The following is a 22,404-nucleotide window of genomic DNA, read 5'->3' as shown; positions in this document are numbered from 1 at the left end:
CCGTGACGGGGACGCCGCGGGCCCTGCAGGCGCGCGACGACGCCGTTCCAGCTGGACGAGTCCGCGAACGCGCCGTGGACGAGCACGACGGTGGGGCGGGACGTGGTGGGCTCGGACATGAGGGTTCCTTTCGTCGGGATGGTGCGGTGCGTGGTGTCGGGGCGCCGTCGGTCAGCGGCCGGGGCGGCGCTCGCGGATCTCCTCGTGCTCTCCGTTCGGTCGGCGGTACGTCCCCACCGTCCGGCCGCCGGCCGCACCGCGGCACCCGTGCGGCACCCGGGTCCACCCACGGGCGGTGCCCGGGCCCGGTGCCCTGGCCAGGGCGACCCGTCACGGCGCCGGTGCCGCACCCGGGCGCGACCCCGCAGGCGTCCTCGGCATCGTCGTCGGTAGCCATCCGTCCCGTCCCGAGAAAGGTCGACCATGTCCGCTCCCGATCCCCGGGCGATCGCGAGGCTGCGGTCTCGGCTTCCCTCCCGCGTCGAGCCCGTGGGGCCCGTCCTCCTCGCGCTCGACGACACCCCGGCCAGCCACCTGCCGGTCCCGTGGGCGGCGGCCGAGGCCGCCGTGCGGGGCACGACGCTGCGGGTGGTGCGGACCGTGGTGACGCCGCCGCCCGTCGTCGTCCCCGCGACTCCCTGGGGGACCTGGTACCCGTGGACGTCGTCCGACGGACGCAGCCCCGTCGCCGCGGCGTGGGACGCCGCGCGGGCCGACCTGGAGGACGTCGTGCGGCAGGTGCACGAGGTCGACCCGCGGCTCGGCGTCGAGACCGCGCTCACGCAGGCCGGGGCGGCGTCCGCCCGCCGGGACGACGCCCTGCTGGTCGTGGGGCGGCGGCGCGGCCTCCGCGCGCTGGGCGGGCCAGTCCCCGGGACGGCCCGGCGGGCGGCACGACGGGTCGGCCGACCGCTGGCGGTCGTCGCGCTGGCAGAGGCTCCGCAGGAGGGACCGTCCGCGCACCGCGTCGTCGCGGCGCTGCGCAGCCGGGAGGACCCGACCGGTGTCCTGGACGTGGCGTTCCGCGCCGCTGCGCGCCGTCGCGTCGGGGTCACCGTGCTGCACGTCCCGGGTGACACCCTCCCCGCCACGGTCGAGGCGGAGATCCTCGCCGAGGTCCTGGACCCCTACGAGCAGGTCTTTCCCGACGTCGACGTGCGGACCCGGGCGGTCCCCGCGCTCGCTCGCGCCGTCGTTCAGGAATCGGTGGGCGCCGCGCTCACGGTCGTGGGCGTGCCGTCGTCCCAGCGCGACCTGAGGGGGCGAACCCTCGCGCGCCGCGTCGTCGCCGGGGCCCGCGGCACCGTCGTCCTCGTCCCGGCCGACGTGCCGGCGCCGGGATGACGAGAGGCCCGAGCCTCGAGCTCGAGCTCGGTGACGTGATCGTGGTGCGCCGCGCTGGCCGTGCCGATGACGGTCAGGCCGCGGGCGCGTTGCTAGCGTCGGCTCATGTTCGACGGCTTCCGGCTGGACCGGGTGGAACTTCCCGAGGTGACGCTGCGGGTGCGGCACGGCGGCACGGGCACGCCGGTGGTGCTGCTGCACGGGCACCCCCGGACCCACACGACGTGGCACGCGGTGGCGCCGCTCCTCGCGCACGAGCACACCGTGGTCTGCCCCGACCTGCGCGGCTACGGGAGGTCGACGCTGCCGCCAGACGAGCCGGACCACGCGCAGTCGAGCAAGCGGGCGATGGCGCGGGACGTCGTCGACCTGATGTCCGCCCTGGGCCACGACACCTTCGCCGTGGTGGGCCACGACCGCGGGTCGCTGGTCGCGTTCCGCACCGCCATGGACCACCCGGAGCGGGTCACGCACCTCGTCGTCATGGACGGGCTGCCCGTGGTCGAGCACCTCGAGCGGACGGACGCGCGGTTCGCCCGCGCCTGGTGGCACTGGTGGTTCCTTGCCCAGGACGACAAGCCCGCCGAGCGGGTCATCACCGCCGACCCCGACGCCTGGTACCGCACGCCGCCGCCGGAGGACATCGGACCCGGCAACCACGCCGACGTCTGGGCCGCGCTGCGGGACCCCGCCGTCGTGCACGGGATGTGCGAGGACTACCGCGCAGGCCTCGGCATCGACCGCCGCCACGACGAGGACGACCGCGCGGCCGGGCGCCGGGTCGGGTGCCCGACGCTCCTGCTCGAGTCGACCGGGGACGACCTGGACATCCACGGCGACCCGGCCGCCATCTGGGAGCCGTGGCTCGACCGGCCGCTGCGGCACCGCCAGATCGGGTCCGGTCACCACCAGGCCGAGGAGGCCCCGGACGAGGTGGCCGCCGCCCTGCGGGAGTTCCTCGCCGGTGCCGACGCCCCTGCCGTCTGACGGCGACGTCGGCACCGGCCCGCGAGGGCGGCGACGCAGTGCTACAGGGTCGCGGTGTCGATGACGAACCGGTAGCGGACGTCGCTGGCCAGCACGCGCTCGTACGCGTCGTTGATCTGGTCGGCCGCGATGAGCTCGGTCTCGGGCGCGATGCCGTGCTCGGCGCAGAAGTCGAGCATCTCCTGGGTCTCGGCGATGGAGCCGATGCTGGAACCGGCGAACGACCGGCGGTTGTTGAACAGCGAGAACACCTGGATGGGCAGCGGCTCCGGCGGGGCGCCGACGTTGACCATGGTGCCGTCGAGGCGCAGCAGCCGCAGGTACTGGTTGAGGTCGAGCGGCGCGCTGACGGTGTTGACGATGAGGTCGAACCGGTTCTTCAGCGCCTCGAACGTGGCGGCGTCGTCGGTCGCGTAGTAGTCGGTCGCGCCGAAGGCGAGGCCGTCGTCCTTCTTCGCCAGCGTGCGCGAGAGCACGGTGACCTCGGCGCCCATGGCCGCGGCGATCTTCACGGCCATGTGGCCCAGACCGCCCATGCCGACGACCGCGACACGCTTGCCGGGGCCGGCGTTCCAGTGCGCGAGCGGGGAGTACGTGGTGATGCCCGCGCACAGCAGCGGCGCGGCGGCCGCGTAGTCGATGGCGGCGGGGACGCGCAGGACGAAGTCCTCGTCGACGACCACGTGGGTGGAGTAGCCGCCCTGGGTGATGGTGCCGTCCCGGTCGACGGCGGCGTAGGTGCCGGTGTTGCCCTTGAGGCAGTAGTTCTCCATGCCGGCGCGGCAGTTCTCGCACTCGCGGCACGAGTTGACCATGCAGCCGACGCCGACACGGTCGCCGACGGCGTGCTTGGTGACGGCGGGGCCGACCTCGACGACCTCGCCGACGATCTCGTGGCCGACGACCTGGGGGTAGGTGATCGGGCCCCAGTCGCCGCGCACGGTGTGGATGTCGGAGTGGCAGATCCCCGCGTAGCGGATGGCGATCAGGACGTCCTTCGGGCCGACGTCGCGACGCTCGATGGTCGTGGGGACCAGCGGCTCGGTCGCGGACGGGGCGGCGTAGGCGTTGACGGTGCGCAAGAGTTCTCCTTCGTCGGTGGTGCGGGGTCCACCGTATGCGCCCCCGGCCCGCTCCGGGGCGCCCTGTCAGGGCACCCTTGGGCGCCCTAGCCATCCCGCGACGACGTCGACGGCGCGGTGGGCGGTCCGGTCGACGTCGACCACCACGCCGTTCTCGTCGGCGCCCAGCGGCTCGAGCGTGGCGAGCTGCGAGTCCAGGAGCGCCGGCGGCATGAAGTGGTCCGCTCGCGCGGCGATCCGCCGCGCGAGCAGGTCGCGGTCGCCGTGCAGGTGGACGAACGCGACGCCGCCGCCCGCGCCGTCGCGGAGGGCGTCGCGGTACGACCGGCGCAGGGCCGAGCAGGCCATGACGACGGGGCTGCCGGCCTCGGCGCCGGTCCGCAGCACCTCCGCGACGCGGGCGAGCCAGGGGCGCCGGTCGTCGTCGGTCAGCGGGGTCCCGGCCGACATCTTGGCGACGTTCGACGGCGGGTGCAGGTCGTCGGCGTCCACGAACTGGAGGCCCAGGCGGGCGGCGAGCAGGCCGCCCACCGTCGACTTGCCGCAGCCCGCGACGCCCATGACGACGACGCCGCGCAGGTCGTCGACGCGGACGGGGCCCACGTCAGTACCCCGTGGCCGGGTCGACGACGGCGTCGAGCGGCTCGCCCGCGACGAACCGGCGGAGGTTCTCCTCGACCCGCGCGCGCAGCAGCGGCGCGACCATCTCCGGGGTGTCCGCGGTGTGCGGGGTGATCAGCGCGGTCGGCAGGTCCCACAGCGGGTGGCCGTCGGGCAGGGGCTCGGGGTCGGTGACGTCGAGCGCCGCGCCGCCGAGACGGCCCGAGGCCAGCGCCGCCACGAGGGCGTCGGTGTCCACGAGCCCACCGCGCGCGATGTTGACGAGCACGGCGCCGGGCTTCATGGCGGCCAGCTCGTCCGCGCCCAGCAGCGCCCGGGTCTGCGTGGTCAGCGCCGCGGCCACCATGACGACGTCCGCCCGGGCGAGCTCGGCCGCCAGGTGGTCCGTGGTGACGGTGCGCTCGGCGCCGGGCACCGGCTCGGCCCGACGGCGGACGACGACGTTGCGCGTGCCGAACGGCGCCAGGAGGTCGAGGTACGTGCGGGCGATGCCGCCGGCGCCCAGCACGAGCACGTCGGCGCCGAACAGCGACGTCCCGCCGGACGTGCCCCACGAGCGGGCGCGGGCGCGCTCCGGCAGGTGCCGGAGCGTCGCCAGGGTCAGCGCGAGGGCGTGCTCGGCCACGGGGCGCGCGAAGGAGCCCTTCGCGGAGGTCCAGGTGATGCCCGGCGTCCCCAGCAGCCCGGCCTCGGCGTACGCGTCGACCCCGGCCGACGGCAGCTGGACCCAGCGGGTCCCGGTCGCCGAAGCCAGCGCCGTCCGCAGGTCGGCGAGGTCGCCGCCGAACCAGAGCAGTCCCTCCGTCTCCGGGCCCGGCGCGACCAGGCGGGCGCCGGCCGCGGTGACGGCGTCCGGCAGCCAGCCGGGGCCCGGGCGGGCAACGCTCACGCCGGGGACCGACGTCGCGCCGCTCATGCCGCGACCCGGGCGACGCCGTCCGCGGCCTGCGCGCGGGCGCCGCCCGCGACCTCGACCGACCAGCCCGCCCCGAGGGCCGACTCGACGACGACCTCGTCGCCGTCGCGCCGGACGGTGAACGCCACGGCCTCGCCGTCGGCGCCGTCGACCTCGACGGTCCGCGACCAGCCGTCGGTGCCGGGGTGCACGAGCAGCGTCAGCCCGTCGAGGTGGTCGGCGTCCGGGCGCTCCTCGTGGGCGCTCAGGGGGACGACGCCGCCGGCGCGGACGTAGACCGGCAGGGAGTCGAAGCCGTGGTTCTCCCGCACCCAACGGCCGCCGGCGACGCGCTCGCCGGTGAGGAGGCCGGCCCACTCGCCGTCGGGCAGGTAGAGGTCGACGTCGCCCTCGGCGTTGAACACCGGCGCCACGAGCAGGTCGGACCCGAGCATGTACTGGCGGTCCAGGTGCGGCACCGCGGGGTCGTCGGGGAACTCCAGCAGCATGGGCCGCATCATCGGCGTGCCCGACCGGTGCGCCTCGTGCCCGGTGGCGACGAGGTAGGGCGCGAGCCGGTTCTTGAACCGCGCGAACGTGCGGGTCACGGCGACGGCGCTCGTCGGGTCGGACTCGTCCTCGCCGAACATCCACGGCACGCGGTAGGACCCGCTGCCGTGCATGCGGCTGTGGCTGGAGAACAGGCCGAACGCCGTCCAGCGCTTGAACACGCCGGCGTCCGGCGTCATCTCGAAGCCGCCGATGTCGTGGCTCCAGTAGCCGAACCCGCTGTACGCGAGCGACAGGCCGCCGCGCAGCGACTCGGCCATCGACACGTACGACGCCGTGGAGTCGCCGCCCCAGTGCACCGGGAACTGCTGCCCGCCGGCGGTGGCCGACCGGGCGAACAGCACGGCCTCGCCCGTGCCGCGCTCCTCGGCGAGCACCTCGTGCACCGCCTCGTTGTAGAGGTGCGTGTAGTAGTTGTGCATCCGCTCCGGGTCGGAGCCGTCGAAGTACTCGACGTCCACCGGGATCCGCTCGCCGAAGTCGGTCTTGAACGCGTCGACGCCCTGGCGCACGAGCACGCGCAGCTTGTCCTTGTACCAGGAGGCGGCGTCCGGGTTGGTGAAGTCCACCAGGGCCATGCCGCCCTGCCAGCGGTCCCACTGCCAGACCGAGCCGTCCCGGCGCTTCACGAGGTAGCCGGCCGCCATGCCCTCGTCGAAGAGGGGCGACTGCTGGGCGATGTACGGGTTGATCCACACGCAGACCCGCAGGTCGCGGTCGTGGAGACGGGCCAGCATGCCCTCCGGGTCGGGGAAGGTGCGCTCGTCCCACTCGAAGTCGCACCAGTTGAACTCGCGCATCCAGAAGCAGTCGAAGTGGAACAGGCTCAGCGGGATGTCCCGCTCCGCCATCCCGTCGATGAACGAGCTGACCGTGGCCTCGTCGTAGTCCGTGGTGAAGCTCGTCGACAGCCAGAGCCCGTACGTCCAGGCGGGGATCTCGGCGGGGCGGCCCGTGAGCGCGGTGTAGCGCTGGAGGATCGTCTTCGGGTCAGGCCCGTAGACGACGAAGTAGTCGAGCGCCTCTCCGAGCACGGAGAACTGCACCCGCTCGACGGCCTCGGAGCCCACCTCGAACGAGACGTGGCCGGGGTCGTTGACGAAGACGCCGTAGCCGCCGGTGGTCAGGTAGAATGGCACGTTCTTGTACGCCTGCTCGCTCGACGTGCCGCCGTCGTAGTTCCAGATGTCGACCGTCTGGCCGTTCTTCACCACCGGGCCGAAGCGCTCGCCGAGGCCGTAGACGAGCTCGCCCACGCCCAGGTCGAGCTGGTCGAACACGTAGCTGGTGCGCCCGTCGCGGCGCAGCTCGATCGGGCCGTGGTCGACGGAGGCGTCGGGGGCGACGTCGGCCCACGCGGCCGACTTGCCGCTCGACCCGGTGAGGCGGCGCCCGCCGGCGTGGAACGACAGCTCCCAGGACTTCCCGACGGACAGCTGCACGCTCAGGTCGCCGGTGGTGAGCGTGCCCTGGCCGTCGACGACCTTCGCCTCGCCGATGCCGTCGAGCAGGTCCAGCTCGAAGCGGCGGGGCTCCTGGCGGCCCTTGTGGTGGACGTGCTGCACCCGCACGACGTTCTCCATCGGCGACGACACGGTGGTCGTGATGACCGGGTTGTTCAGGGTGTCGCCGCGGTGCCGCACGACCTTGGTCGGCGCGACGGAGCGCAGGCGCGCGCCGTCGGCGGCGACCCGGTCCACCTCGCGGGCGTAGTGGATCGCGACGCCGGGGCGGGCGTGCCAGAAACCGTCGGTGAACTTCATGGGGAGGGCCTTCCGTGGTGCGGGTGGTGCGGGGCGCGCCGACCGGTCTCAGCGGGCGTCGGCGGTGGAGCCGACGAGCCGGAGCGTGCCGGGCAGGAGGTCGCGGGTGGGGGCGGCGGACGGGTCGGCGAGGCGGTCGACGAGGTCCTGGACGCTGCGGGCGCCGAGCTCGGCGCCGGGCGCGACGACGGCGCTGACGGCGGGGTCGGCCGTGGCCAGGTCCGCCGCGGAGGTCGCGAGCGCGAGGACGGAGACGTCGTCGGGGACGGCGCGCCCGGCCGCGACGAGCCCGTTCACGAACCCGGACAGCGCCGCCTCGTTGAGGACGAGGACGGCCGTGACGTCGGGGTGGTCGGCGACCAGGGCGGTGGCGGCCTGCCGGCCCGAGCGCGGGTCCTGGCCGCCGCGGACGACGACCGGGTCGAGGCCGCGGCGGGCCGCCTCCGCCTCGTAGGCCCGCGCGGTGCGGACGACCGGCCCGTAGCCCGACCATGCGGCGCCGGAGGGGCCGCCCGGCTCGCCGAGGAACAGCGCCACCCGGCGGTGGCCGAGGTCGGTGAGGTGGTCGAGCCCCGTGGCGACCATGCCGGCGAAGTCCATGTCGACGTACGACAGCCCGGTCGTGTCCTCGGTCCGGCCGATCAGCCCGAAGGGCACCTCGCGCTCCGCGAGCAGCGCGACGCGCGGGTCGTCGGCGGTGACCTCCATGAGCAGGACGCCGTCGACGAGCCCGCCGGACAGGTAGTCGTCGAGCTGGGCGACGTCGTCGACCGGCCAGAGCACGACGTTGAAGCCGCGCTCGGTCGCGGCGCTCGCGGCGGCGGTGACGATGCTCAGCGCGGTGCTGCCGAGGCGGTGCTGCAGGGCGGGGAAGACCAGCGCCACGATGTGGCTGCGGCGGCTCGCCAGAGCCCGGGCGAGCACGTTGCGGCGGTACCCCAGGTCGGCCATCGCGTCCTCGACGCGGGTGCGCGTCGCCGGGGCCACGCGCTTGGTCCCGTTGACGACGAACGACACGGTCGTCAGAGAGACGCCGGCCCGGTCGGCCACGTCCTGCATGGTCACCACGGGGCACTCCTCACGTCGGGAACAGGTCGGGAACAAAGCTCGGGATCGGTGGTGCGGATCGATGATCACACAGCCGGACGAGATTGGTAAAGCGCTTTGACAGCCTTGCCGGGTCGTGCCTAACCTCGCCGTCACGTGAACCGAGCGAAGGAGCTACGACTGTGCGACGAACCCACACCGCCGTCGGCGCGGCGTCGGCCGCCGTCGTCGTCCTGGGGCTGTCGGCCTGCAGCGGCGGTGCCCGTGCGGACGACGGCACGCTGATCGTGACCGACACGCTGTCCGACACCAGCGCGCCCGTCTACCAGGAGGTCTACGACGCCTGCGCCGCCGAGGTCGGCATGAAGGTGCAGGCCAACCACGTGGCGGGCTCCGGGCTCATCGCGACCGTCCTGCAGCAGGCGTCGTCCGACACGCTCCCCGACGTCCTCATGCTCGACAACCCCGACGTGCAGCAGATCGCGTCGTCCGGCGCGCTCAGCCCGCTGACCGACTACGGCATCACGGGCGACGGGTTCCCGCAGGGCGTCGTCGACGCGGGCACCTACGACGGCGACCTGTACGGCATCGCGCCCGTCGTCAATACGGTCGGGCTGTTCTACGACGTCGACGCGCTCGCCGAGGCGGGGATCGAGCCGCCCACCACGTGGGACGAGCTGCGCGCGGCCGCCGAGGCGCTGACCACCGACGGGCGCTACGGCCTCGCGTTCAGCGCCGCCAACACCTTCGAGGGCACCTGGCAGTTCCTGCCCTACCTGTGGAGCAACGGGGCGGACGAGGACGACCTGACGTCGCCCCAGGCGGTCGAAGCGCTCTCCTTCGTCAACGGCCTCGTGCAGGACGGGTACGCGTCGTCGAGCGTCGTCAACTGGTCGCAGAACGACGTCAACGACCAGTTCATCGCGGGAAAGGCCGCCATGATGGTCAACGGGCCGTGGAACATGCCCGCGCTCGAGGCGGCCGACGGCCTCGACTACGCCGCCGTCCCGCTGCCCGTCCCGGAGGCGGGGGACACGCTCGAGGCGCCGCTCGGTGGCGAGGCGTTCACCGTCCCGCGCACCGGGAACCCCGAGAAGATGGCGAAGGCCGGCGACTTCGTCGCGTGCGTGACCCGCGGCGAGCACCAGCTCGCGATGGCGACCGGGCGCGGCGCCGTCCCGTCGGACACCGAGGTCGCCGCGGAGGCGGCCGCCGAGAACCCGGTCGTGGCGACGTTCGTCGACACCGTGCAGACCGCCCGGTCGCGCACCGCGCTGCTCGGGCCGGACTGGCCCGGCGCCGCCACCCAGATCTACACCGCCCAGCAGCTCGCGCTGACCGGGAGCGAGCCTCCCGCGGAAGCCCTCGAGCGGGCGACGGAGCACTGATGCGCACGCCCACGTCGCGCGCGTCGTCACCGAGGAAGGATCGACGATGACCACCACCCTCGCCGGCCCGGCGCCCGTCGTCGCGCCCGGTCGCGGCGCCGACCGTCGGCGCAACCGCGCCCGGATGCGCGAGCGGACCGCCCAGTGGCTGTTCCTCGTGCCCGCGATCGCGTACGTGCTCGTGTTCTTCGGGTACCCGATCGTCAAGAACCTCGTGATGGGGTCGCAGGACTACACCGTGCGGACCTTCGTCTCGGGCGAGGCGCCGTGGGTCGGGCTCGACAACTACGTCGAGGTCGTCACGAGCGGCCTGTTCCGCACGACCGTGCTCAACACGGCGCTGTTCACCATCGGCTCGATCGTCGGCCAGTTCGTCATCGGGCTCCTGTTCGCCCTCTTCTTCAAGCGGCGGTTCCCGCTGGGGAACGTGCTGCGGTCCCTCCTCCTGCTGCCCTGGCTGCTGCCGATGATCGCGGGCACCGCGGTGTGGAAGTGGATCCTCGACCAGGACGGCGGCGTCCTCAACGAGGCGCTCGGCACGATCGGCATCGCGCCGGTCCACTGGCTCACCAGCCCCGACGTCGCGCTCGTCGCCGTCGTCCTGGTGAACGTCTGGGTGGGCATCCCGTTCAACATGACGCTGCTGTACTCCGGGCTGCAGAACATCCCCGACGAGCTCTACGAGGCCGGCGCCCTGGACGGCGCCACCGGCGCCAAGGCGTTCTGGCACATCACCTGGCCCAACCTGCGGCCCGTGGTCAGCGTCGTCCTCGTGCTCGGCGTGATCTACACCCTCAAGGTGCTCGACATCATCCTGGGCCTCACCGGCGGCGGCCCCGCCAACGCGACCCAGACCCTGGCCACCGACTCCTACCGGCGCTCGTTCCAGGAGTTCTCCTTCGGCACCGGCGCCGCGGTCAGCAACATCCTCATCGTGGTGTCGCTGCTGTTCGCCGTCGTGTACCTGCGCGTCAACAAGCGCGCCGTGGATGAGTGAGGTTCATCGTGAATCAGACGACCGACGCCCGGAAGCTGCGGTACACGATCGTCGGGATCGTGCTCCTCGCGGTCATGCTGTTCCCCGTCTACTGGATGGTCAACGTGTCCCTCCAGGGCGGCGGCACGGCGGCGAACAGCTCGTTCTTCCCGACGAACGTCACGTTCGAGGGCTACCAGCGGGCGTGGGAGGACCAGACCGGCAACCTCGTCACCAGCATGATCGTGGCCCTCGGCGCAGTGCTCGTGTCGCTGGTGATCGCCACGCCCGCCGCCTACGCGCTGTCGCGGTTCCGCCTGCGCGGCATGGGGATCTTCCTGTTCGTGCTGCTCCTGGCGCAGATGATCCCCGGCATCGTCATCGCGAACTCGCTCTACACGTTGTTCAACGACCTGGGCCTGCTCAACACGTACGTCGGGCTGATCCTCGCGAACGCCACCCACGGCATCCCGTTCGCCATCCTCATCATGAGCGCGTTCATGCGGTCCATCCCGCCCGCGCTCACCGAGGCGTCGCGCGTCGACGGCGCCGGCCACTTCCGCGCGTTCTGGTCGATCATCGTGCCGGTGAGCAAGAACTCGCTCATCACCGCCGGCCTGTTCAGCTTCCTCTTCGCGTGGAGCGACTTCATGTTCGGCCTCACCCTCACCACGGGTGCGGACATCAAGCCCATCACCCTCGGCATCTACGACTACCTGCAGGGCAACGTCCAGAGCTGGGGGCCCGTCATGGCGAGCGCCGTCATCTCCTCCGTGCCGGCGATCGTGCTCCTCGTCCTCGCGCAGCGGTACATCGCCGCCGGCGCGCTCGGCGGCGCGGTGAAGTGACGTGAGATGACCTCGTCCCCTCAGCCGAGGGCCGCCGCCCAGAGGCCGTTGCTCGCAGAGAACGCGGCGACCTCGTCGAGGTCGGCCTGGGGGCCGACGTCGCCCCCGCCGGCGGCCGACGCCACCCACCAGCCGGCGCCGGGCAGGCCGGCCGAGGCATAGGCGCGCACACCCGGTTCGAGGTGGCGACAACCGGGCCGGCGCCGTGCGAGCACCTCGCCGTGGGCCGGCTCCCACAGGCGCACCGACCCGTCGGCCTCCTCGCCGAGGACGACGGCGTCGAACCACCGCCAGACGACGACGTCGCGCCCGTCGGTCGCTGTCGCGATCGCGACGAGGTGGCCGGGGGAGACGCGCTCGGTACGCGGTGCCGGAAGGGTCGCGGCGAACGGCACGGTGGCGACACCGCCGTCGCGCCACACGTCGCACGCCTCCTCCGTCACGCGGAGCACCCGCGCGGTGCGGAGGGGCGGCGTCGTGCCCGGGCGGTCGTCGTGCCTGGCGTCGGTCGTCATGCCCGCGAGTCTGGCAGGGCCTCCCGTCGGGAGCGACAGGATTCGCGCGCCTGGCTGCGCGGCGCACGTGCGTTCTACCGCGAGCTGCGCAAGGCCAGGGCCGAGGGGCGCAGCGTGATCTAGGGCCTGGCGCCGCGGCCTCGGGCTCCGGCGGACGTGCTGTCGACGTAGCGCCCGGTGACGGTTCCCGTCTCGGAACCGCCACCGGGTGCTACGTCGGGGTGCGGTGGGTCAGCAGACGTCGTTGCCTTCGAGGTCCTCGCAGACGAGGCGCGTGCGTGCCTCGGTGACCGTGGTGGGGCCCGTGGTGCTCGTCGTCGAGATGGTGCCCGGGATGTCCGTCCAGTCGCTGGTGCCCTGGACGCGGAAGCGGCCCTGCCAGGTGGTGGTGAGCGAGACGGTGACGCCGTCGCGGTACACGTTGCCCTTGTCGTCGACGGCGGTGCCCGCGTCCTCGCCGGGCGTGCCGAGCTGGCTGTAGGTGTGTCCGACCCAGGACTCGTCAGGGGTGGCGTCGCCCTCGTGCCACGGGCGACCGGGAGACGTCGTCGTGAGCGTGCTGCCGGTGGACGAATACGGATCGTCGAAGTCCCACGCGTACTCGGTGGGCTCCGCGCGCAGGACGACGGGCACACCGAGCAGGGTGACCGTGCGGTCCTGGGGCGCCGCGGTGGTGTACGCCGGGTAGTGGACGTTGACCACCATCGGCGGGTTGCCCTGCACCGTCGCTTCCGGCGCCCGGATCTTCATGGACTTGAATTCGCGCTGTGCCTGGCGTGCGATGTCCGCGGGGGAGATGCACTCGTCCTCGGTGAGCTGCTCGGCGTCGTCGTAGGTGCCGTTCTCCCGGACTCGCTGCACCCAGAGCGCATCGAGGGCGTACTCACCGTCTTCGCACGGTGTCGTGATTTCGACGACGTCCGTGCCTTCCGGGCAAGCGCCCGGTGCCGTGACGATGCCGCTGAGGGAGTCCAGGTCTTCACCCAGCGTCCCGCACGTCACCGCGTCGGTGCGGGCGTAGCGGTCCCGGGGTTTGTCGGGAGCCGCAGGCTCCCTACCATCGGGAGTGTTCTTCCAACCACTCCCGCGTGCCTCTGCACCGGTCTCGTTCGAGTTGTCGTCTGCGAAACCAGAGTACTTTCGCTCGGACTCGGATGCTGCAGATAGCTGATGCGCGCTTGCCTGAATCAGGGGCATCGAAGCGAGGGAAGCCAGAGCTAGCGCAACCGTGGCCAGCCGCACGGCGACCTTCACGAGCTCTGGTCCGTTCGAACCTCGACAACGACCCATTGTCCGTCGCGGCGGGCCATCTCGACCCTGGATTCTGTAGTGTCGGCGGCTTCGCTGAAGACTTCGCTTCCTGACGTGTCCGTGACGCTCACGGGAGAGATTCTCACAGCCACGTCCATCGGCCAGATTTCTGTAGTGGCCTCCTGCTCGTAGGTGTGCACCACGCGCGCCTTCACATCACCGCCATGCCACTGGTCTCCCTGTTCGGCGATCTCCTTTGCTTGGTCAATACGCGCCGAACAATGAGTGCAGCTCTTGCTCGACATCTCCTCATAATTGGCCGTATCGCCGGTCTTCATGATGTACGGGTCGAGCTCGAGGAAGTACACCGCGGCTGCCTCGGCGCCGGCGGGGCCGTCGTCGTCCATCTCCTTCGGCCGCTCGGGCGCGACGACCACAGCGGTGGCGCTGGGCGACGGGGACGCCGAGGGGCTCGCGCTGGCGGCGGTGGGCTCGGGAGACGGCGTCGCGGGCGGGTCGTCGTCGCAGCCGGCGACGAGGAGCGCAGCGGCAGCGGCGATGGAGGTGGCGGCGAGAATGGCCCGGCTGCGGGTCATGACGGGGCTCCCTGTCGGCGGTGACGTCGCGGTCACTGTAGAGCAGATCGTCATTTGGTTGCCTGAGCGTCTGTGGATATCGCGTCGGTGCAGGTGGCAGAGGGACGACGTTCGTCGGCCACGAGACATGCGCCGGAGACTTCGCCGCGGCGAGGTGGGTGCGACGGGCCTGCGCGAGTGAACGACCGGAAATGATCGGTTGGCCGCTCGTTCGCACCGAGGGCACCACCTCGAGACCTACCGTTTCGTCTCGCGCCGGCGAGGTCGCCGGGTACGGATGGTCGACGAGCGAGGAGGCTCTCATGAGGTTGGCACGCAAGGCGGCCGGCGTGACGGCGGCGCTGGCGGCGGTGGCACTCACCCTCACGGGGTGCGGCGGCGGACCGGGGACGACGGCGCCGGGCTCGGCGGAGAAGCTGAGCACGGACGAGGACATCACCCTCTCCATGGCGTGGTGGGGCGACAACGACCGCGCGGACCTCTACGAGAAGGCGATCGACGTCTTCGAGGAGAAGCACCCGAACATCACGGTGCAGACGCAGTTCCAGGCGTGGGACGACTACTGGGGCGCCCGGGCCACGGAGGCGGCGGGTGGCGCACTGCCCGACGTCATGCAGATGGACCTGTCGTACCTGCGGCAGTACGGCGCGACCGGCCAGCTGCTCGACCTCTCGGGCCAGGAGGGTGTGAACCTCGACGTCGGCGGGCTCGACGAGTCGCTCGTGTCGGCGGGGGAGCTCGACGGTGGCCAGTTCGGCGTGCCGCTCAGCACCAACACGCTGGCGCTCTTCTACAACGCGGACCTGCTCGACGAGCTCGGCGTCAACCCGCCCGCCGAGGGGTACACCTGGGACGACCTGGACGCGTGGATCGCGAAGACGTCGAAGGTCGGCGCGGGGCACGACCCGGTCCTGTACGGGTTCAGCGACTACACGGGCCAGCTGTGGTTCTTCCTGTCATGGCTGATCCAGCAGGGCGTCGAGCCGTTCACCGACGACGGTCGGCTGAACTTCGACGAGGCGCAGATGACCGAGTGGCTGGACCGCGGCCAGGACCTGCGCGACGCCGACGCGTTCTTCCCGATCAAGAAGGCCAAGCAGATCGAGCCGCTGGAGGGCTTCACCGTCGGGGAGCAGGCGGCCGGCATGACGTGGGACAACTTCCTCGGCAGCTACGAGTCCGAGACCGGCCAGGAGGTGAAGATGCTGCCCATGCCGTCCGGGCCGAACGGGCCCCAGCAGTTCTGGAAGCCGGGCATGCTGCTGTCGGCGTCGGCCTCCACCGAGCAGCCGGCGGCCGCCGCCACGCTCATCGACTTCCTCGTCAACGACCCGGAGGTCGGAAGGATCTTCGGCACCTCCAAGGGCGTGCCCGCGGCCCAGGCGCAGATCGACGCGATGGGCGTGGAGCCGGGCTCGGCCGACGCTCGCGTGGTGCAGTACGAGGAGGACGTCGCGGACGTCGTCACCGAGACTGTCCCCGTCCCGGTCGAGGGCGTCGGCGAGCTCGAGGCCGAGTTCAAGCGCCTCAGCGAGGAGCTGCAGTACGGCAACCTCACGGTCGACGAGTTCGTCAGCCAGTGGTTCTCGTTCGCCGACGAGAGGGTGGGGCGGTCATGACCGCGACGACCGCCGACGTCGCACCCGCGCTCGCGCAGTTCGACCGGCTCTTCGACCACCTGCTGGAGTGGCTGCCGACGTTGTGGGACGCGGATCGCGGCGGGTTCTACTACGCCGCGAGCTCGCGGACGCGCCCCGAGCTCGAGGCGGACCTGGAGTCGACGGCGTTCGCGGTGAACATCGTCGACCGGGCGGGCCTGCTCGGCGCGCTCCCGGCCTCGGTGCACGACGCCCTGGTGCGCTACTTCCAGGACCGGCAGGACCCGTCGACGGGCTACTTCCTGGACCGGCAGAACGAGATGCGCGAGATCGAGCGGTTGCGCGGCCGCGCGCTCGACGTGTCCACCACGGCGCTGCGGCGGCTGGGCGCGGCGCCCCTGCACCCGCTGCCGGACGCGACGTCGGGCACGACGCCGTTCACGCGGCACGTGGAGTCGGTGGCGGCGTTCGAGGAGTGGCTGGACCGCCGGCCCTGGGACGACTCGTGGCTCGCGCAGGACAATCTCCAGGCCCAGGGCTCGCTGCTCGCGCTCCTGCCGGCGGAGCGGCGCGAGCCGCTCGTCGACGCCGCGCTCGCGCACGTGGGCGCCCGACAGGACCCGGCGACGGGGTTCGCGGGCGAGGGCGTGCCGTACAACCGGCTGTCGGGGGCGTTCAAGCTCGCGCTGTTCTGCCGGCAGGTCGGACGACCGGTGCCGCTCGCCCGCGAGATCTACGCCGCCGCGTTCGACGTCATCCGCACCGAGCCGTGCGTCGACGCGTGCTGGCTGCGCAACCCGGTGGAGCTGGTGGACGTCGTGGGCGGTCAGCTCGGCGGCGTCCCGGACGCCGACGTCGCGGAGCTCGTCGCGATCACGACCTGCAACGCGGTGGGCTTTGCCCGCGGGGACGGCGGCTTCTCACGGCACGTCGGCGCGTCCGTCCCGGCGCCGAACGCGGTGCGCCTCGGGTTGGGGCTGGACGAGGGCGACCTCAACGCCACGCACCAGTTCGTCACGACCGTGCGCCCCACGCTGTACCGGCTCGCCGGGGTCGAGGCCCCGCCGCTGCCCGCACCCGCCGACTGGGCCGTCCGCCTCGGCGGGTGACGGCCGGGATACCCTGCCGGCGACGCGGAACACGAGGGAGCGGCGATGCACCTGGCACGCCAGCGGCACGAGCTGGTGCTGCGCGAGCTGGCGCTGCGCGGCGCCCTGCGCTCGGCGGAGACGGCCGCGCGTCTCGGCGTCTCGGAGATCACGATGCGCCGCGACCTTGTCGCGCTGGAGGGTGCCGGCAAGCTCCGCCGGGTGCATGGCGGCGCGGTGGCCCTCGACGCGGCACCGGCGCCCCGGCCGGCGCGCAGCCTCGTGGGCCTGGTCGTGCCGAACACGACGTCGTACTTCCGCTCCGTGGTGCGCGGCGCGGAGGCGGTCGCCCCCGCGCTGCGCGTGCGGCTGGTGCTGGGGGTGTCGCAGTACCGGCCGGAGGTCGAGGTGGCGCAGGTCGACCGGCTCGTCGCCCTCGGCGTCTCCGGGCTGGTCGTCGCGCCGACGACGCGCGAGCGGCCGGTCGCCGAGCTCGCGTCCTGGCTGCGCTCCGTCGCCGTGCCGCTGGTGCTCATGGAGCGTCAGCTCGACGGGGACACCAGCCTGAGCGAGCTGGACCTCGCCCGCACCGACCACGCCCAGGGCGGCGTCCTCGCCGTCGAGCACCTGCACCGCCTGGGCCACCGGCGCATCGCGTTGGCCGTCTACGACCGCACCCCGACAGCGCCGCACCTGCGCGCGGGGTTCGCGACGGCGCTGACGCGCCTCGGCCTGGAGCCCGGGCCCGACGTGTCGTTCGACGTCGGGGAGGAGGGCGACCCGATCGCACTGGCGGCGGCCGTCGAGGACGCCCTGGACCGGTGCGTCGCGGCGGGCGCGACGGCGGTCGTCGCGCACACCGACCACCACGCAGCGCGCCTCGTCGAGGGTGCGCTCGACCGCGGGCTGCGCGTGCCGGGCGACCTCGCCGTCGTCGCGTACGACGACGAGAACGCCGAGCTCGCCGTCGTCCCGCTCACCACCGTCACCCCGCCGCGCCGCGAGATCGGCGAGGAGTCGCTACGGCTGCTCGTCGACCGGATGGCGGAGGACGGCGCGAGCCGCCGCCCGCCGCGGCACCTCAGCCTGCTCCCGAGGCTGACCGTCCGGGCGTCGTGCGGCGCCGCGCCCTCGCCGGGCGGCCGCAGGGGTTGAACGGTCGCGGCCGGTGTGGTGACGTGGGGCTCCGAGGCCGCCGGCGTCCGTCCCGCGGCCCGTACCGCTCACCCCGAGAGGTCAGGACGATGGTGTCGACGTGGGCCGACTTCCAGGCGGCGCAGCGCTCCGCCCTGGCCGCCTTGGTGGCCGGCGACCCGCACGACTTCCAGCAGCTCTGGGACCGGGCCCCGGACGTCTCCCTGCTCGGCGCGTTCGGCGGGGTCGCGCGCGGCTGGGAGGAGGTGCGCGACCGCCTCGCCGCCGTGGCCGTCACGTACGGCAACGGCGTCTACCGGCGGTTCGACCAGCTCGACGAGCACGTCCACGGGGACACCGCCTGGACCGTGCACGTGGAGGAGATCCACTCCCGGTCCGCGACGGGGGAGACCGAGGTCCGCGAGCGTCGCGTCACCAAGGTCTACCTGCGGCGCGCGGCCGGTTGGCGGATCGTGCACATGCACGCCGACCCGCTGGTCACCGCGTCCTTCCCCGACGAGGGCGCGACCGGCCGCTGACGGGCCGCGGCCGTCGGGCGGGCAGCGTCAGTCCAGCGGCCGCACGAACGTGCGGAACTCGCCACGCTCGACGTGCAGCCGCCACAGCCGGTCGGCGAGGGCGTCGGGGTCGTGGTCCGGTTCCCCGCCGCCGATGCCGAGCGGGATGACGAGCTGCGCGACGTGGATGCCCTCCGGCGCCAGGGCCTCGTGCAGCAGCCGGGCGTAGGCGCTCTCGGCGGCGAAGGCCACGGACGTGCCGGTGACGGCGTCGCGCGGCCGGACGGCGCTCCCGCCGTTGGGGAACAGGACGGTGCCGCGGCCCAGCTCGCGCATCCCGGGCAGGACGTGCCGGACGGCGGCGGCAGGGCCGAGCACGGACATCTCGAGCGGGCCGACGAGGTCGTCGGCGGTGGTCTCGAGCGTCGGCTTCATGAACTCGCGCGCGGGCACGGGGCTGTACTGCAGCACCTCGACGGGGCCGAGGTCGGCGGCCGCCCGGTCCAGCGCAGCGGTCAGCGCGGCGCGGTCCCGGGCGTCGGCGACGAACCCGGCGGCGGTGACCCCCTCGTCGCGCAGCCCGGCCGCGAGCCGGTCCAGCTTCGCGGCGTCCCGGGCGACGAGCGCGACCGAGAAGCCCTCGCGGCCGAAGCGTCGCGCGACCGACAGCCCGAGGCCGGGGCCGGCGCCGATGATGGCGAGCGTCGTCATGTCGTTCCTCCCACGTGGCGGTCGGCGCCCGTGCGGCGCCGGCCCGGGTCCCAGTCAACGCCTTCGGCGGCGGGCGGGGGAGTCCCTGGCGTGGGGTGTACCGGCAGGGGACCCCACGGTGCCCACGTCGGGCGGAAGGGCCGCGGCCGCGGTTCGATGTCGGGAGCACGCCGATGTCGAGGACGCGCGGCCCGCTCCGTCCCCGGGGTGAGGCGGCGACCGGCGCCGCGACCGACGGAGGGACGCACGCGATGAAGCAGCAGGAGATCGACCGCGAGCTGGCGGACGCGAGGGAGCTCCTCGGCTCGCCGTCCGCCCTGCACCTGGCGTACACGGCGCAGGACGGCACGCCACGGGTGGTCCCCGCGGGGTTCTGGTGGACCGGCCGGGAGCTGGTGGTCTCCACCGCCGAGACGGCGCCCAAGGTCGCCGCGCTGCGGGCCCGCCCGGACGTGGCGCTGTCCCTCGTCGACGGTGACTCGCCGTCGGGGGCGAAGTCGCTGTCGGTGCGCGGCCGCGCGGAGATCACGGTCGTCGACGGCCTCGTGCCGGAGTACCTCGCCGCCGCCGGCAAGGGCATGGCCGGGGCGGAGCTCGAGCAGTTCGAGCAGGCCTGCCGCGCGCTCTACGACCGCATGGCGCGCATCGCCGTCGTGCCGACCTGGGCCCGCTACTACGACTTCGGCACGGGCCGGATCCCGGCGTTCCTCCAGGAGCTCGCGGCGCGCGGGACGGACGGGCAGGGGTGAACGGTCCCGCCCGTCACGGCGCCGTGAGGTCCTCCGTGGTCAGTCCGTCGGTGAACTCCTGGAACTCCGCGAGTTCGTCGGGGCAGTAGATCCCCATGATCAGCACCTGCCCGCGCACGACCCGGCTGTCCGCGATCACGGGCCGTGCCCCCGGGCCGCCGGCCCCGTTGGCGAGCTGGGCGAGGTAGGCGGCCCGGCTCAGCGCCTCGTTCGGGTTCGCGCACACCGCGCCGCCGTCGTCCGCGAGCACCCGCATCACCTGGTCCTGGGACGGCGTGCGGGCCCCGGCGGCGTCGAGCGCCGCGATGAGCTGGTCGGCCTTGGCCTCGGCGTCGCGGGTCTGCTCGCCCGACCGGTAGAAGATCAGTCCGAGGACGACGAGCGCGACGACCACGACGGTCACCACCACGTACAGCGTCCGGCGCTCGCGGGGAGGCTGGGTCTCGTCGACGGTGCTCATGCCGCGCTCACCCCCGAGCCGTCAGGGGGCGTGCCCGCGACGTCGGTGCCCGCCTCGCCGCCGTCGTCGGGCTGCCGCCACGACGGCTTGCGGAAGCGGTAGAACAGGTAGGGGACGAGGAGGCCGAGCCCCAGCGCCCCGCCGCCCACGATGAGGAAGTACAGGCCGGCGTTGCCGCCGCCGAACTGGGACGGCGGCACGAAGCCCACCAGCAGGGCCGCCAGCGACGCCGCGAACCCGACGCCGCAGAGCGCCACGAGCATCGGCGCCCGGAAGCCGCGCGGGTGGTCCGGGTACCGGCGCCGGAGGCCGACGGCGGCGACGAACATGAGCAGGTACATGATCAGGTAGACCTGCGTGGTGATCACCGAGAAGATCCAGTAGGCGCTGGAGACGTCGGGGATCAGCGCGTACATCAGGCCGATCGCCGTCGTCACGACGCCCTGCACGACGAGGATGTTCTGCTGCACACCGTGCTTGTTCAGGCGCTGCAGGAACGGTGGCAGGTAGCCCTCCTGCCGCGAGATGAGCAGCAGGCCCTTGGACGGCCCGGCCAGCCACGTGAGCATCCCGCCCAGCGACGCCGTGACCAGCATGACGCCCACGATCGGGGTGAGCCACTGCGAGCCGAAGCTCGCGAACACGGCGTCGAAGGCCTGCATGACGCCGGCGGTGAGGGACAGCTCCTCGGCGGGCACCACCCAGCTGATCGCCAGCGCCGGGAGGATGAAGATCAGCAGCACCATCCCCATCGCGAGGAACATCGACTTGGGGAACTCCTTGGCCGGGTTCTTCAGCGAGGAGACGTGCACCGCGTTCATCTCCATGCCGGAGTACGACAGGAAGTTGTTCACGATGAGCACGAGGCTCGCGAGGCCGGCCCACACGGGGAAGATGTGGTCGCTCGTCATCGGCGCCGCCGACTCGTTGCCCTGGCCGAGGAACACCATGCCCAGCGTCACGAGCACGACGCCGGGGATGAGGGTGCCGATGATGAGCCCGCCGCTCGCGAGGCCTGCCACGCCCTTGGTCCCGCGCGAGGACACCCACACGCCGCTCCAGTAGACGACGATGATGACGAGCGCGGTCCAGACGCCGCTGCTGGCCAGGGACGGGTTGAAGACGTACGCGAGGGTGCTCGCGACGAACCCGAGCAGGCTCGGGTAGTAGAAGATCGTCATCGCGAACTGGCACCACACGGCGAGGAAGCCCATCGGCTTGGAGATGCCGAGCGAGACCCAGTTGTAGACGCCGCCCTTCCAGCCCGAGGCGAGCTCGGCGGACACCAGAGACGTGGGCAGCAGGAAGACCACCGCGGGCAGCAGGTAGAGGAACACGCAGGCGAGCCCGTAGACCGCCATGGTCGGCGCGGCCCGCAGGCTGGCCACCGAGCTGGTCGTCATCATGGCGAGCGCGACCCAGGAGATCCAGGCCGTCGCCGGCGGCTTCGTCCGGGCCGCGGCCGCAGGCGGGCGGGGCGTGTCCGTGGCGCTCATCGTCGTCTCCCTCGTCCCCGCTCGCCGGTCAGGTCATGCCCCCAGCAGCCTGGCCTTCTGGGCGGCGAACTCCTCGTCCGTGAGGACGCCGCTGTCACGGAGCCGGCCCAGCTTCTCCAGCTGCGCGATGACGTCGTCGCCGCCGGCGGCCGGTGCCGGCGGAGGCGCGTACTGCTGAGGCGGCGGCGCGTACTGCTGCTGCGGCTCCGCGTACTGCTCCTGCGCGGCCCAGCGGCCGGCCTGACGTCGTGACACCCGGTTCGACACCGCGGTCGCGGTCCCCGCGACCACCGCGGTCCGGGCGACCCCTCGTAGCAGTCCCATCTCACTCCTCCTCGAGCTTGTCGAGCGCCGCGACGACGTCGTCCACCGGGATGCGGCCGCTGGAGACGACCTCCGCGCCGGCCTCGCGCATGGCGGCGACGAAGGGTCCGGCCCACGTGTTCTCGTACACGATCATCCCGACGGCGCTGCCCGGTTCCACGAGGGAGGCGCCGCGCGCCAGGTCGTCGTCGTCGAGCAGGCCGGACGTCACCCCCTCGAACACCGCGAGGTCCAGCTGCCCGTCGTCGTCGAGGTCCGTGAGCGCCACGCCGGCGACGCCCGTCTCCGTCACCTTCGCCACCCGCAGGTCGAGGATCCGGATGATCCCGCGCTCCACGAGGTCCAGGAGCGCGGGCAGCCCCTTGCCCTGCAGCCTCGCGCCGGGGAACTCCAGGACGAGGTAGTCGATCGGTCCCACCTGCTGCTCGGTCATCGAGGTCCTC

The 22,404-nt window shown here is 73.0% G+C and carries 23 protein-coding genes; 10 read left to right on the top strand and 13 right to left on the bottom strand.

Annotated features, from left to right (window positions below; all coding sequences use genetic code 11):
- Window positions 1-489 precede the first annotated feature (489 nt).
- Window positions 490-1,344, top strand: a complete 855-nt coding sequence (locus tag ACFCZN_RS04495) for a universal stress protein (RefSeq protein ID WP_430555959.1) — start codon at window positions 490-492, stop codon at window positions 1,342-1,344.
- A 105-nt stretch (window positions 1,345-1,449) separates the two neighbouring features.
- Window positions 1,450-2,331 carry an alpha/beta fold hydrolase gene (locus ACFCZN_RS04490; protein WP_430555958.1) on the top strand — a complete coding sequence of 294 codons (882 nt, stop codon included), beginning with the start codon at window positions 1,450-1,452 and terminating at the stop codon, window positions 2,329-2,331.
- Between the two features lie 41 nt (window positions 2,332-2,372).
- On the opposite strand, the gene ACFCZN_RS04485 is transcribed toward ACFCZN_RS04490, so the two are convergent.
- The 5 genes from ACFCZN_RS04485 to ACFCZN_RS04465 all read right to left on the bottom strand — a co-directional run bounded on the left by ACFCZN_RS04485 (window position 2,373) and on the right by ACFCZN_RS04465 (window position 8,321).
- A complete protein-coding gene (locus ACFCZN_RS04485; protein ID WP_430555957.1) occupies window positions 2,373-3,413 on the bottom strand; it encodes an NAD(P)-dependent alcohol dehydrogenase in 1,041 nt (346 codons plus the stop codon).
- A 66-nt stretch (window positions 3,414-3,479) separates the two neighbouring features.
- Window positions 3,480-4,016, bottom strand: a complete 537-nt coding sequence (locus ACFCZN_RS04480; protein WP_429763933.1) for a gluconokinase — start codon at window positions 4,014-4,016, stop codon at window positions 3,480-3,482.
- Between the two features lies 1 nt (window position 4,017).
- Complete coding sequence (locus tag ACFCZN_RS04475) at window positions 4,018-4,950, bottom strand: D-isomer specific 2-hydroxyacid dehydrogenase family protein (RefSeq protein WP_430555956.1); 933 nt, start codon at window positions 4,948-4,950, stop codon at window positions 4,018-4,020.
- Window positions 4,947-7,262 carry an alpha-xylosidase gene (yicI, locus tag ACFCZN_RS04470; RefSeq protein ID WP_430555955.1) on the bottom strand — a complete coding sequence of 772 codons (2,316 nt, stop codon included), beginning with the start codon at window positions 7,260-7,262 and terminating at the stop codon, window positions 4,947-4,949. Before yicI ends, ACFCZN_RS04475 begins: the two co-directional genes overlap by 4 nt.
- 48 nt (window positions 7,263-7,310) lie before the next feature.
- Window positions 7,311-8,321 (bottom strand): LacI family DNA-binding transcriptional regulator, encoded by a 1,011-nt coding sequence (locus ACFCZN_RS04465; RefSeq protein ID WP_430556059.1) that lies wholly within the window; start codon window positions 8,319-8,321, stop codon window positions 7,311-7,313.
- Between the two features lie 170 nt (window positions 8,322-8,491).
- On the opposite strand from ACFCZN_RS04465, the gene ACFCZN_RS04460 reads away from it, so the two are divergent.
- From ACFCZN_RS04460 to ACFCZN_RS04450, 3 genes are all read left to right on the top strand, one after another.
- Window positions 8,492-9,697, top strand: coding sequence for a sugar ABC transporter substrate-binding protein (locus ACFCZN_RS04460; protein ID WP_429763937.1), 1,206 nt, complete (start codon window positions 8,492-8,494; stop codon window positions 9,695-9,697).
- A 46-nt stretch (window positions 9,698-9,743) separates the two neighbouring features.
- Entirely contained in the window at window positions 9,744-10,694 is a 951-nt protein-coding gene (locus ACFCZN_RS04455; RefSeq protein ID WP_430555954.1) for a carbohydrate ABC transporter permease, read from the top strand.
- Between the two features lie 74 nt (window positions 10,695-10,768).
- Window positions 10,769-11,521, top strand: coding sequence for a carbohydrate ABC transporter permease (locus ACFCZN_RS04450; protein ID WP_430556058.1), 753 nt, complete (start codon window positions 10,769-10,771; stop codon window positions 11,519-11,521).
- A 20-nt stretch (window positions 11,522-11,541) separates the two neighbouring features.
- Here the strand turns inward: ACFCZN_RS04450 and ACFCZN_RS04445 are convergent, their stop codons facing one another.
- The 3 genes from ACFCZN_RS04445 to ACFCZN_RS04435 form a co-directional block, all read right to left on the bottom strand.
- Window positions 11,542-12,036, bottom strand: a complete 495-nt coding sequence (locus tag ACFCZN_RS04445) for a hypothetical protein (protein WP_430555953.1) — start codon at window positions 12,034-12,036, stop codon at window positions 11,542-11,544.
- 231 nt (window positions 12,037-12,267) lie between these two features.
- A complete protein-coding gene (locus ACFCZN_RS04440) occupies window positions 12,268-12,897 on the bottom strand; it encodes a hypothetical protein (protein ID WP_430555952.1) in 630 nt (209 codons plus the stop codon).
- Between the two features lie 389 nt (window positions 12,898-13,286).
- Window positions 13,287-13,883 (bottom strand): DUF6318 family protein, encoded by a 597-nt coding sequence (locus ACFCZN_RS04435; RefSeq protein ID WP_430555951.1) that lies wholly within the window; start codon window positions 13,881-13,883, stop codon window positions 13,287-13,289.
- A gap of 302 nt (window positions 13,884-14,185) precedes the next feature.
- Here ACFCZN_RS04435 and ACFCZN_RS04430 point away from each other — a divergent pair, with 302 nt between their 5' ends.
- The 4 genes from ACFCZN_RS04430 (at window position 14,186) to ACFCZN_RS04415 (ending at window position 18,242) form a co-directional block, all read left to right on the top strand.
- Window positions 14,186-15,502: an ABC transporter substrate-binding protein gene (locus tag ACFCZN_RS04430; protein ID WP_430555950.1), complete on the top strand. Its 1,317-nt coding sequence runs from the start codon at window positions 14,186-14,188 to the stop codon at window positions 15,500-15,502.
- Window positions 15,499-16,590: a hypothetical protein gene (locus ACFCZN_RS04425; RefSeq protein ID WP_430555949.1), complete on the top strand. Its 1,092-nt coding sequence runs from the start codon at window positions 15,499-15,501 to the stop codon at window positions 16,588-16,590. Before ACFCZN_RS04430 ends, ACFCZN_RS04425 begins: the two co-directional genes overlap by 4 nt.
- A gap of 45 nt (window positions 16,591-16,635) precedes the next feature.
- The gene (locus ACFCZN_RS04420; protein WP_430555948.1) at window positions 16,636-17,724 is read left to right on the top strand and encodes a substrate-binding domain-containing protein; all 1,089 of its coding nucleotides are present in this window, start codon (window positions 16,636-16,638) and stop codon (window positions 17,722-17,724) included.
- A gap of 89 nt (window positions 17,725-17,813) precedes the next feature.
- Window positions 17,814-18,242, top strand: a complete 429-nt coding sequence (locus ACFCZN_RS04415; protein WP_429763945.1) for a YybH family protein — start codon at window positions 17,814-17,816, stop codon at window positions 18,240-18,242.
- A 27-nt stretch (window positions 18,243-18,269) separates the two neighbouring features.
- On the opposite strand, the gene ACFCZN_RS04410 is transcribed toward ACFCZN_RS04415, so the two are convergent.
- Window positions 18,270-18,932 carry an SDR family NAD(P)-dependent oxidoreductase gene (locus ACFCZN_RS04410; RefSeq protein ID WP_430555947.1) on the bottom strand — a complete coding sequence of 221 codons (663 nt, stop codon included), beginning with the start codon at window positions 18,930-18,932 and terminating at the stop codon, window positions 18,270-18,272.
- 251 nt (window positions 18,933-19,183) lie between these two features.
- On the opposite strand from ACFCZN_RS04410, the gene ACFCZN_RS04405 reads away from it, so the two are divergent.
- Complete coding sequence (locus tag ACFCZN_RS04405) at window positions 19,184-19,681, top strand: pyridoxamine 5'-phosphate oxidase family protein (RefSeq protein ID WP_429763947.1); 498 nt, start codon at window positions 19,184-19,186, stop codon at window positions 19,679-19,681.
- A 13-nt stretch (window positions 19,682-19,694) separates the two neighbouring features.
- On the opposite strand, the gene ACFCZN_RS04400 is transcribed toward ACFCZN_RS04405, so the two are convergent.
- The 4 genes from ACFCZN_RS04400 to ACFCZN_RS04385 are packed head-to-tail and all read right to left on the bottom strand — an operon-like array spanning window position 19,695 to window position 22,394.
- Complete coding sequence (locus tag ACFCZN_RS04400) at window positions 19,695-20,141, bottom strand: hypothetical protein (RefSeq protein WP_430555946.1); 447 nt, start codon at window positions 20,139-20,141, stop codon at window positions 19,695-19,697.
- Window positions 20,138-21,637 carry an APC family permease gene (locus ACFCZN_RS04395; protein ID WP_430555945.1) on the bottom strand — a complete coding sequence of 500 codons (1,500 nt, stop codon included), beginning with the start codon at window positions 21,635-21,637 and terminating at the stop codon, window positions 20,138-20,140. The genes ACFCZN_RS04400 and ACFCZN_RS04395 overlap by 4 nt, the downstream gene beginning before the upstream one ends.
- Window positions 21,638-21,670: 33 nt before the next feature.
- The gene (locus ACFCZN_RS04390) at window positions 21,671-21,961 is read right to left on the bottom strand and encodes an SHOCT domain-containing protein (protein ID WP_429763950.1); all 291 of its coding nucleotides are present in this window, start codon (window positions 21,959-21,961) and stop codon (window positions 21,671-21,673) included.
- A 1-nt stretch (window position 21,962) separates the two neighbouring features.
- Entirely contained in the window at window positions 21,963-22,394 is a 432-nt protein-coding gene (locus tag ACFCZN_RS04385; protein WP_429763951.1) for a DUF6325 family protein, read from the bottom strand.
- Window positions 22,395-22,404: the final 10 nt, after the last annotated feature.

The sequence above is a fragment of the Isoptericola sp. NPDC056134 genome (assembly GCF_042264825.1).
Classification (GTDB): Bacteria; Actinomycetota; Actinomycetes; order Actinomycetales; family Cellulomonadaceae; genus Isoptericola; species Isoptericola nanjingensis.
Note: the sequence above shows the minus strand (reverse complement) of the source record. Positions and strands in the feature narration are given on the sequence as shown.

Excerpts from the sequence above, each read along its gene's own strand:
- ACFCZN_RS04445 (WP_430555953.1), bottom strand. The coding sequence starts at position 12,036 with ATGACGACCGACGCCAGGCACGACGACCGCCCGGGCACGACGCCGCCC.
- ACFCZN_RS04475 (WP_430555956.1), bottom strand. The coding sequence starts at position 4,950 with ATGAGCGGCGCGACGTCGGTCCCCGGCGTGAGCGTTGCCCGCCCGGGC.
- ACFCZN_RS04415 (WP_429763945.1), top strand. The coding sequence starts at position 17,814 with ATGGTGTCGACGTGGGCCGACTTCCAGGCGGCGCAGCGCTCCGCCCTG.
- ACFCZN_RS04455 (WP_430555954.1), top strand. The coding sequence starts at position 9,744 with ATGACCACCACCCTCGCCGGCCCGGCGCCCGTCGTCGCGCCCGGTCGC.
- ACFCZN_RS04465 (WP_430556059.1), bottom strand. The coding sequence starts at position 8,321 with ATGCAGGACGTGGCCGACCGGGCCGGCGTCTCTCTGACGACCGTGTCG.
- ACFCZN_RS04390 (WP_429763950.1), bottom strand. The coding sequence starts at position 21,961 with ATGGGACTGCTACGAGGGGTCGCCCGGACCGCGGTGGTCGCGGGGACC.
- ACFCZN_RS04385 (WP_429763951.1), bottom strand. The coding sequence starts at position 22,394 with ATGACCGAGCAGCAGGTGGGACCGATCGACTACCTCGTCCTGGAGTTC.
- ACFCZN_RS04425 (WP_430555949.1), top strand. The coding sequence starts at position 15,499 with ATGACCGCGACGACCGCCGACGTCGCACCCGCGCTCGCGCAGTTCGAC.
- ACFCZN_RS04395 (WP_430555945.1), bottom strand. The coding sequence starts at position 21,637 with ATGAGCGCCACGGACACGCCCCGCCCGCCTGCGGCCGCGGCCCGGACG.
- ACFCZN_RS04400 (WP_430555946.1), bottom strand. The coding sequence starts at position 20,141 with ATGAGCACCGTCGACGAGACCCAGCCTCCCCGCGAGCGCCGGACGCTG.
- ACFCZN_RS04410 (WP_430555947.1), bottom strand. The coding sequence starts at position 18,932 with ATGACGACGCTCGCCATCATCGGCGCCGGCCCCGGCCTCGGGCTGTCG.
- ACFCZN_RS04490 (WP_430555958.1), top strand. The coding sequence starts at position 1,450 with ATGTTCGACGGCTTCCGGCTGGACCGGGTGGAACTTCCCGAGGTGACG.
- ACFCZN_RS04450 (WP_430556058.1), top strand. The coding sequence starts at position 10,769 with ATGCTGTTCCCCGTCTACTGGATGGTCAACGTGTCCCTCCAGGGCGGC.
- ACFCZN_RS04405 (WP_429763947.1), top strand. The coding sequence starts at position 19,184 with ATGAAGCAGCAGGAGATCGACCGCGAGCTGGCGGACGCGAGGGAGCTC.
- yicI (WP_430555955.1), bottom strand. The coding sequence starts at position 7,262 with ATGAAGTTCACCGACGGTTTCTGGCACGCCCGCCCCGGCGTCGCGATC.
- ACFCZN_RS04430 (WP_430555950.1), top strand. The coding sequence starts at position 14,186 with ATGAGGTTGGCACGCAAGGCGGCCGGCGTGACGGCGGCGCTGGCGGCG.
- ACFCZN_RS04435 (WP_430555951.1), bottom strand. The coding sequence starts at position 13,883 with ATGACCCGCAGCCGGGCCATTCTCGCCGCCACCTCCATCGCCGCTGCC.
- ACFCZN_RS04420 (WP_430555948.1), top strand. The coding sequence starts at position 16,636 with ATGCACCTGGCACGCCAGCGGCACGAGCTGGTGCTGCGCGAGCTGGCG.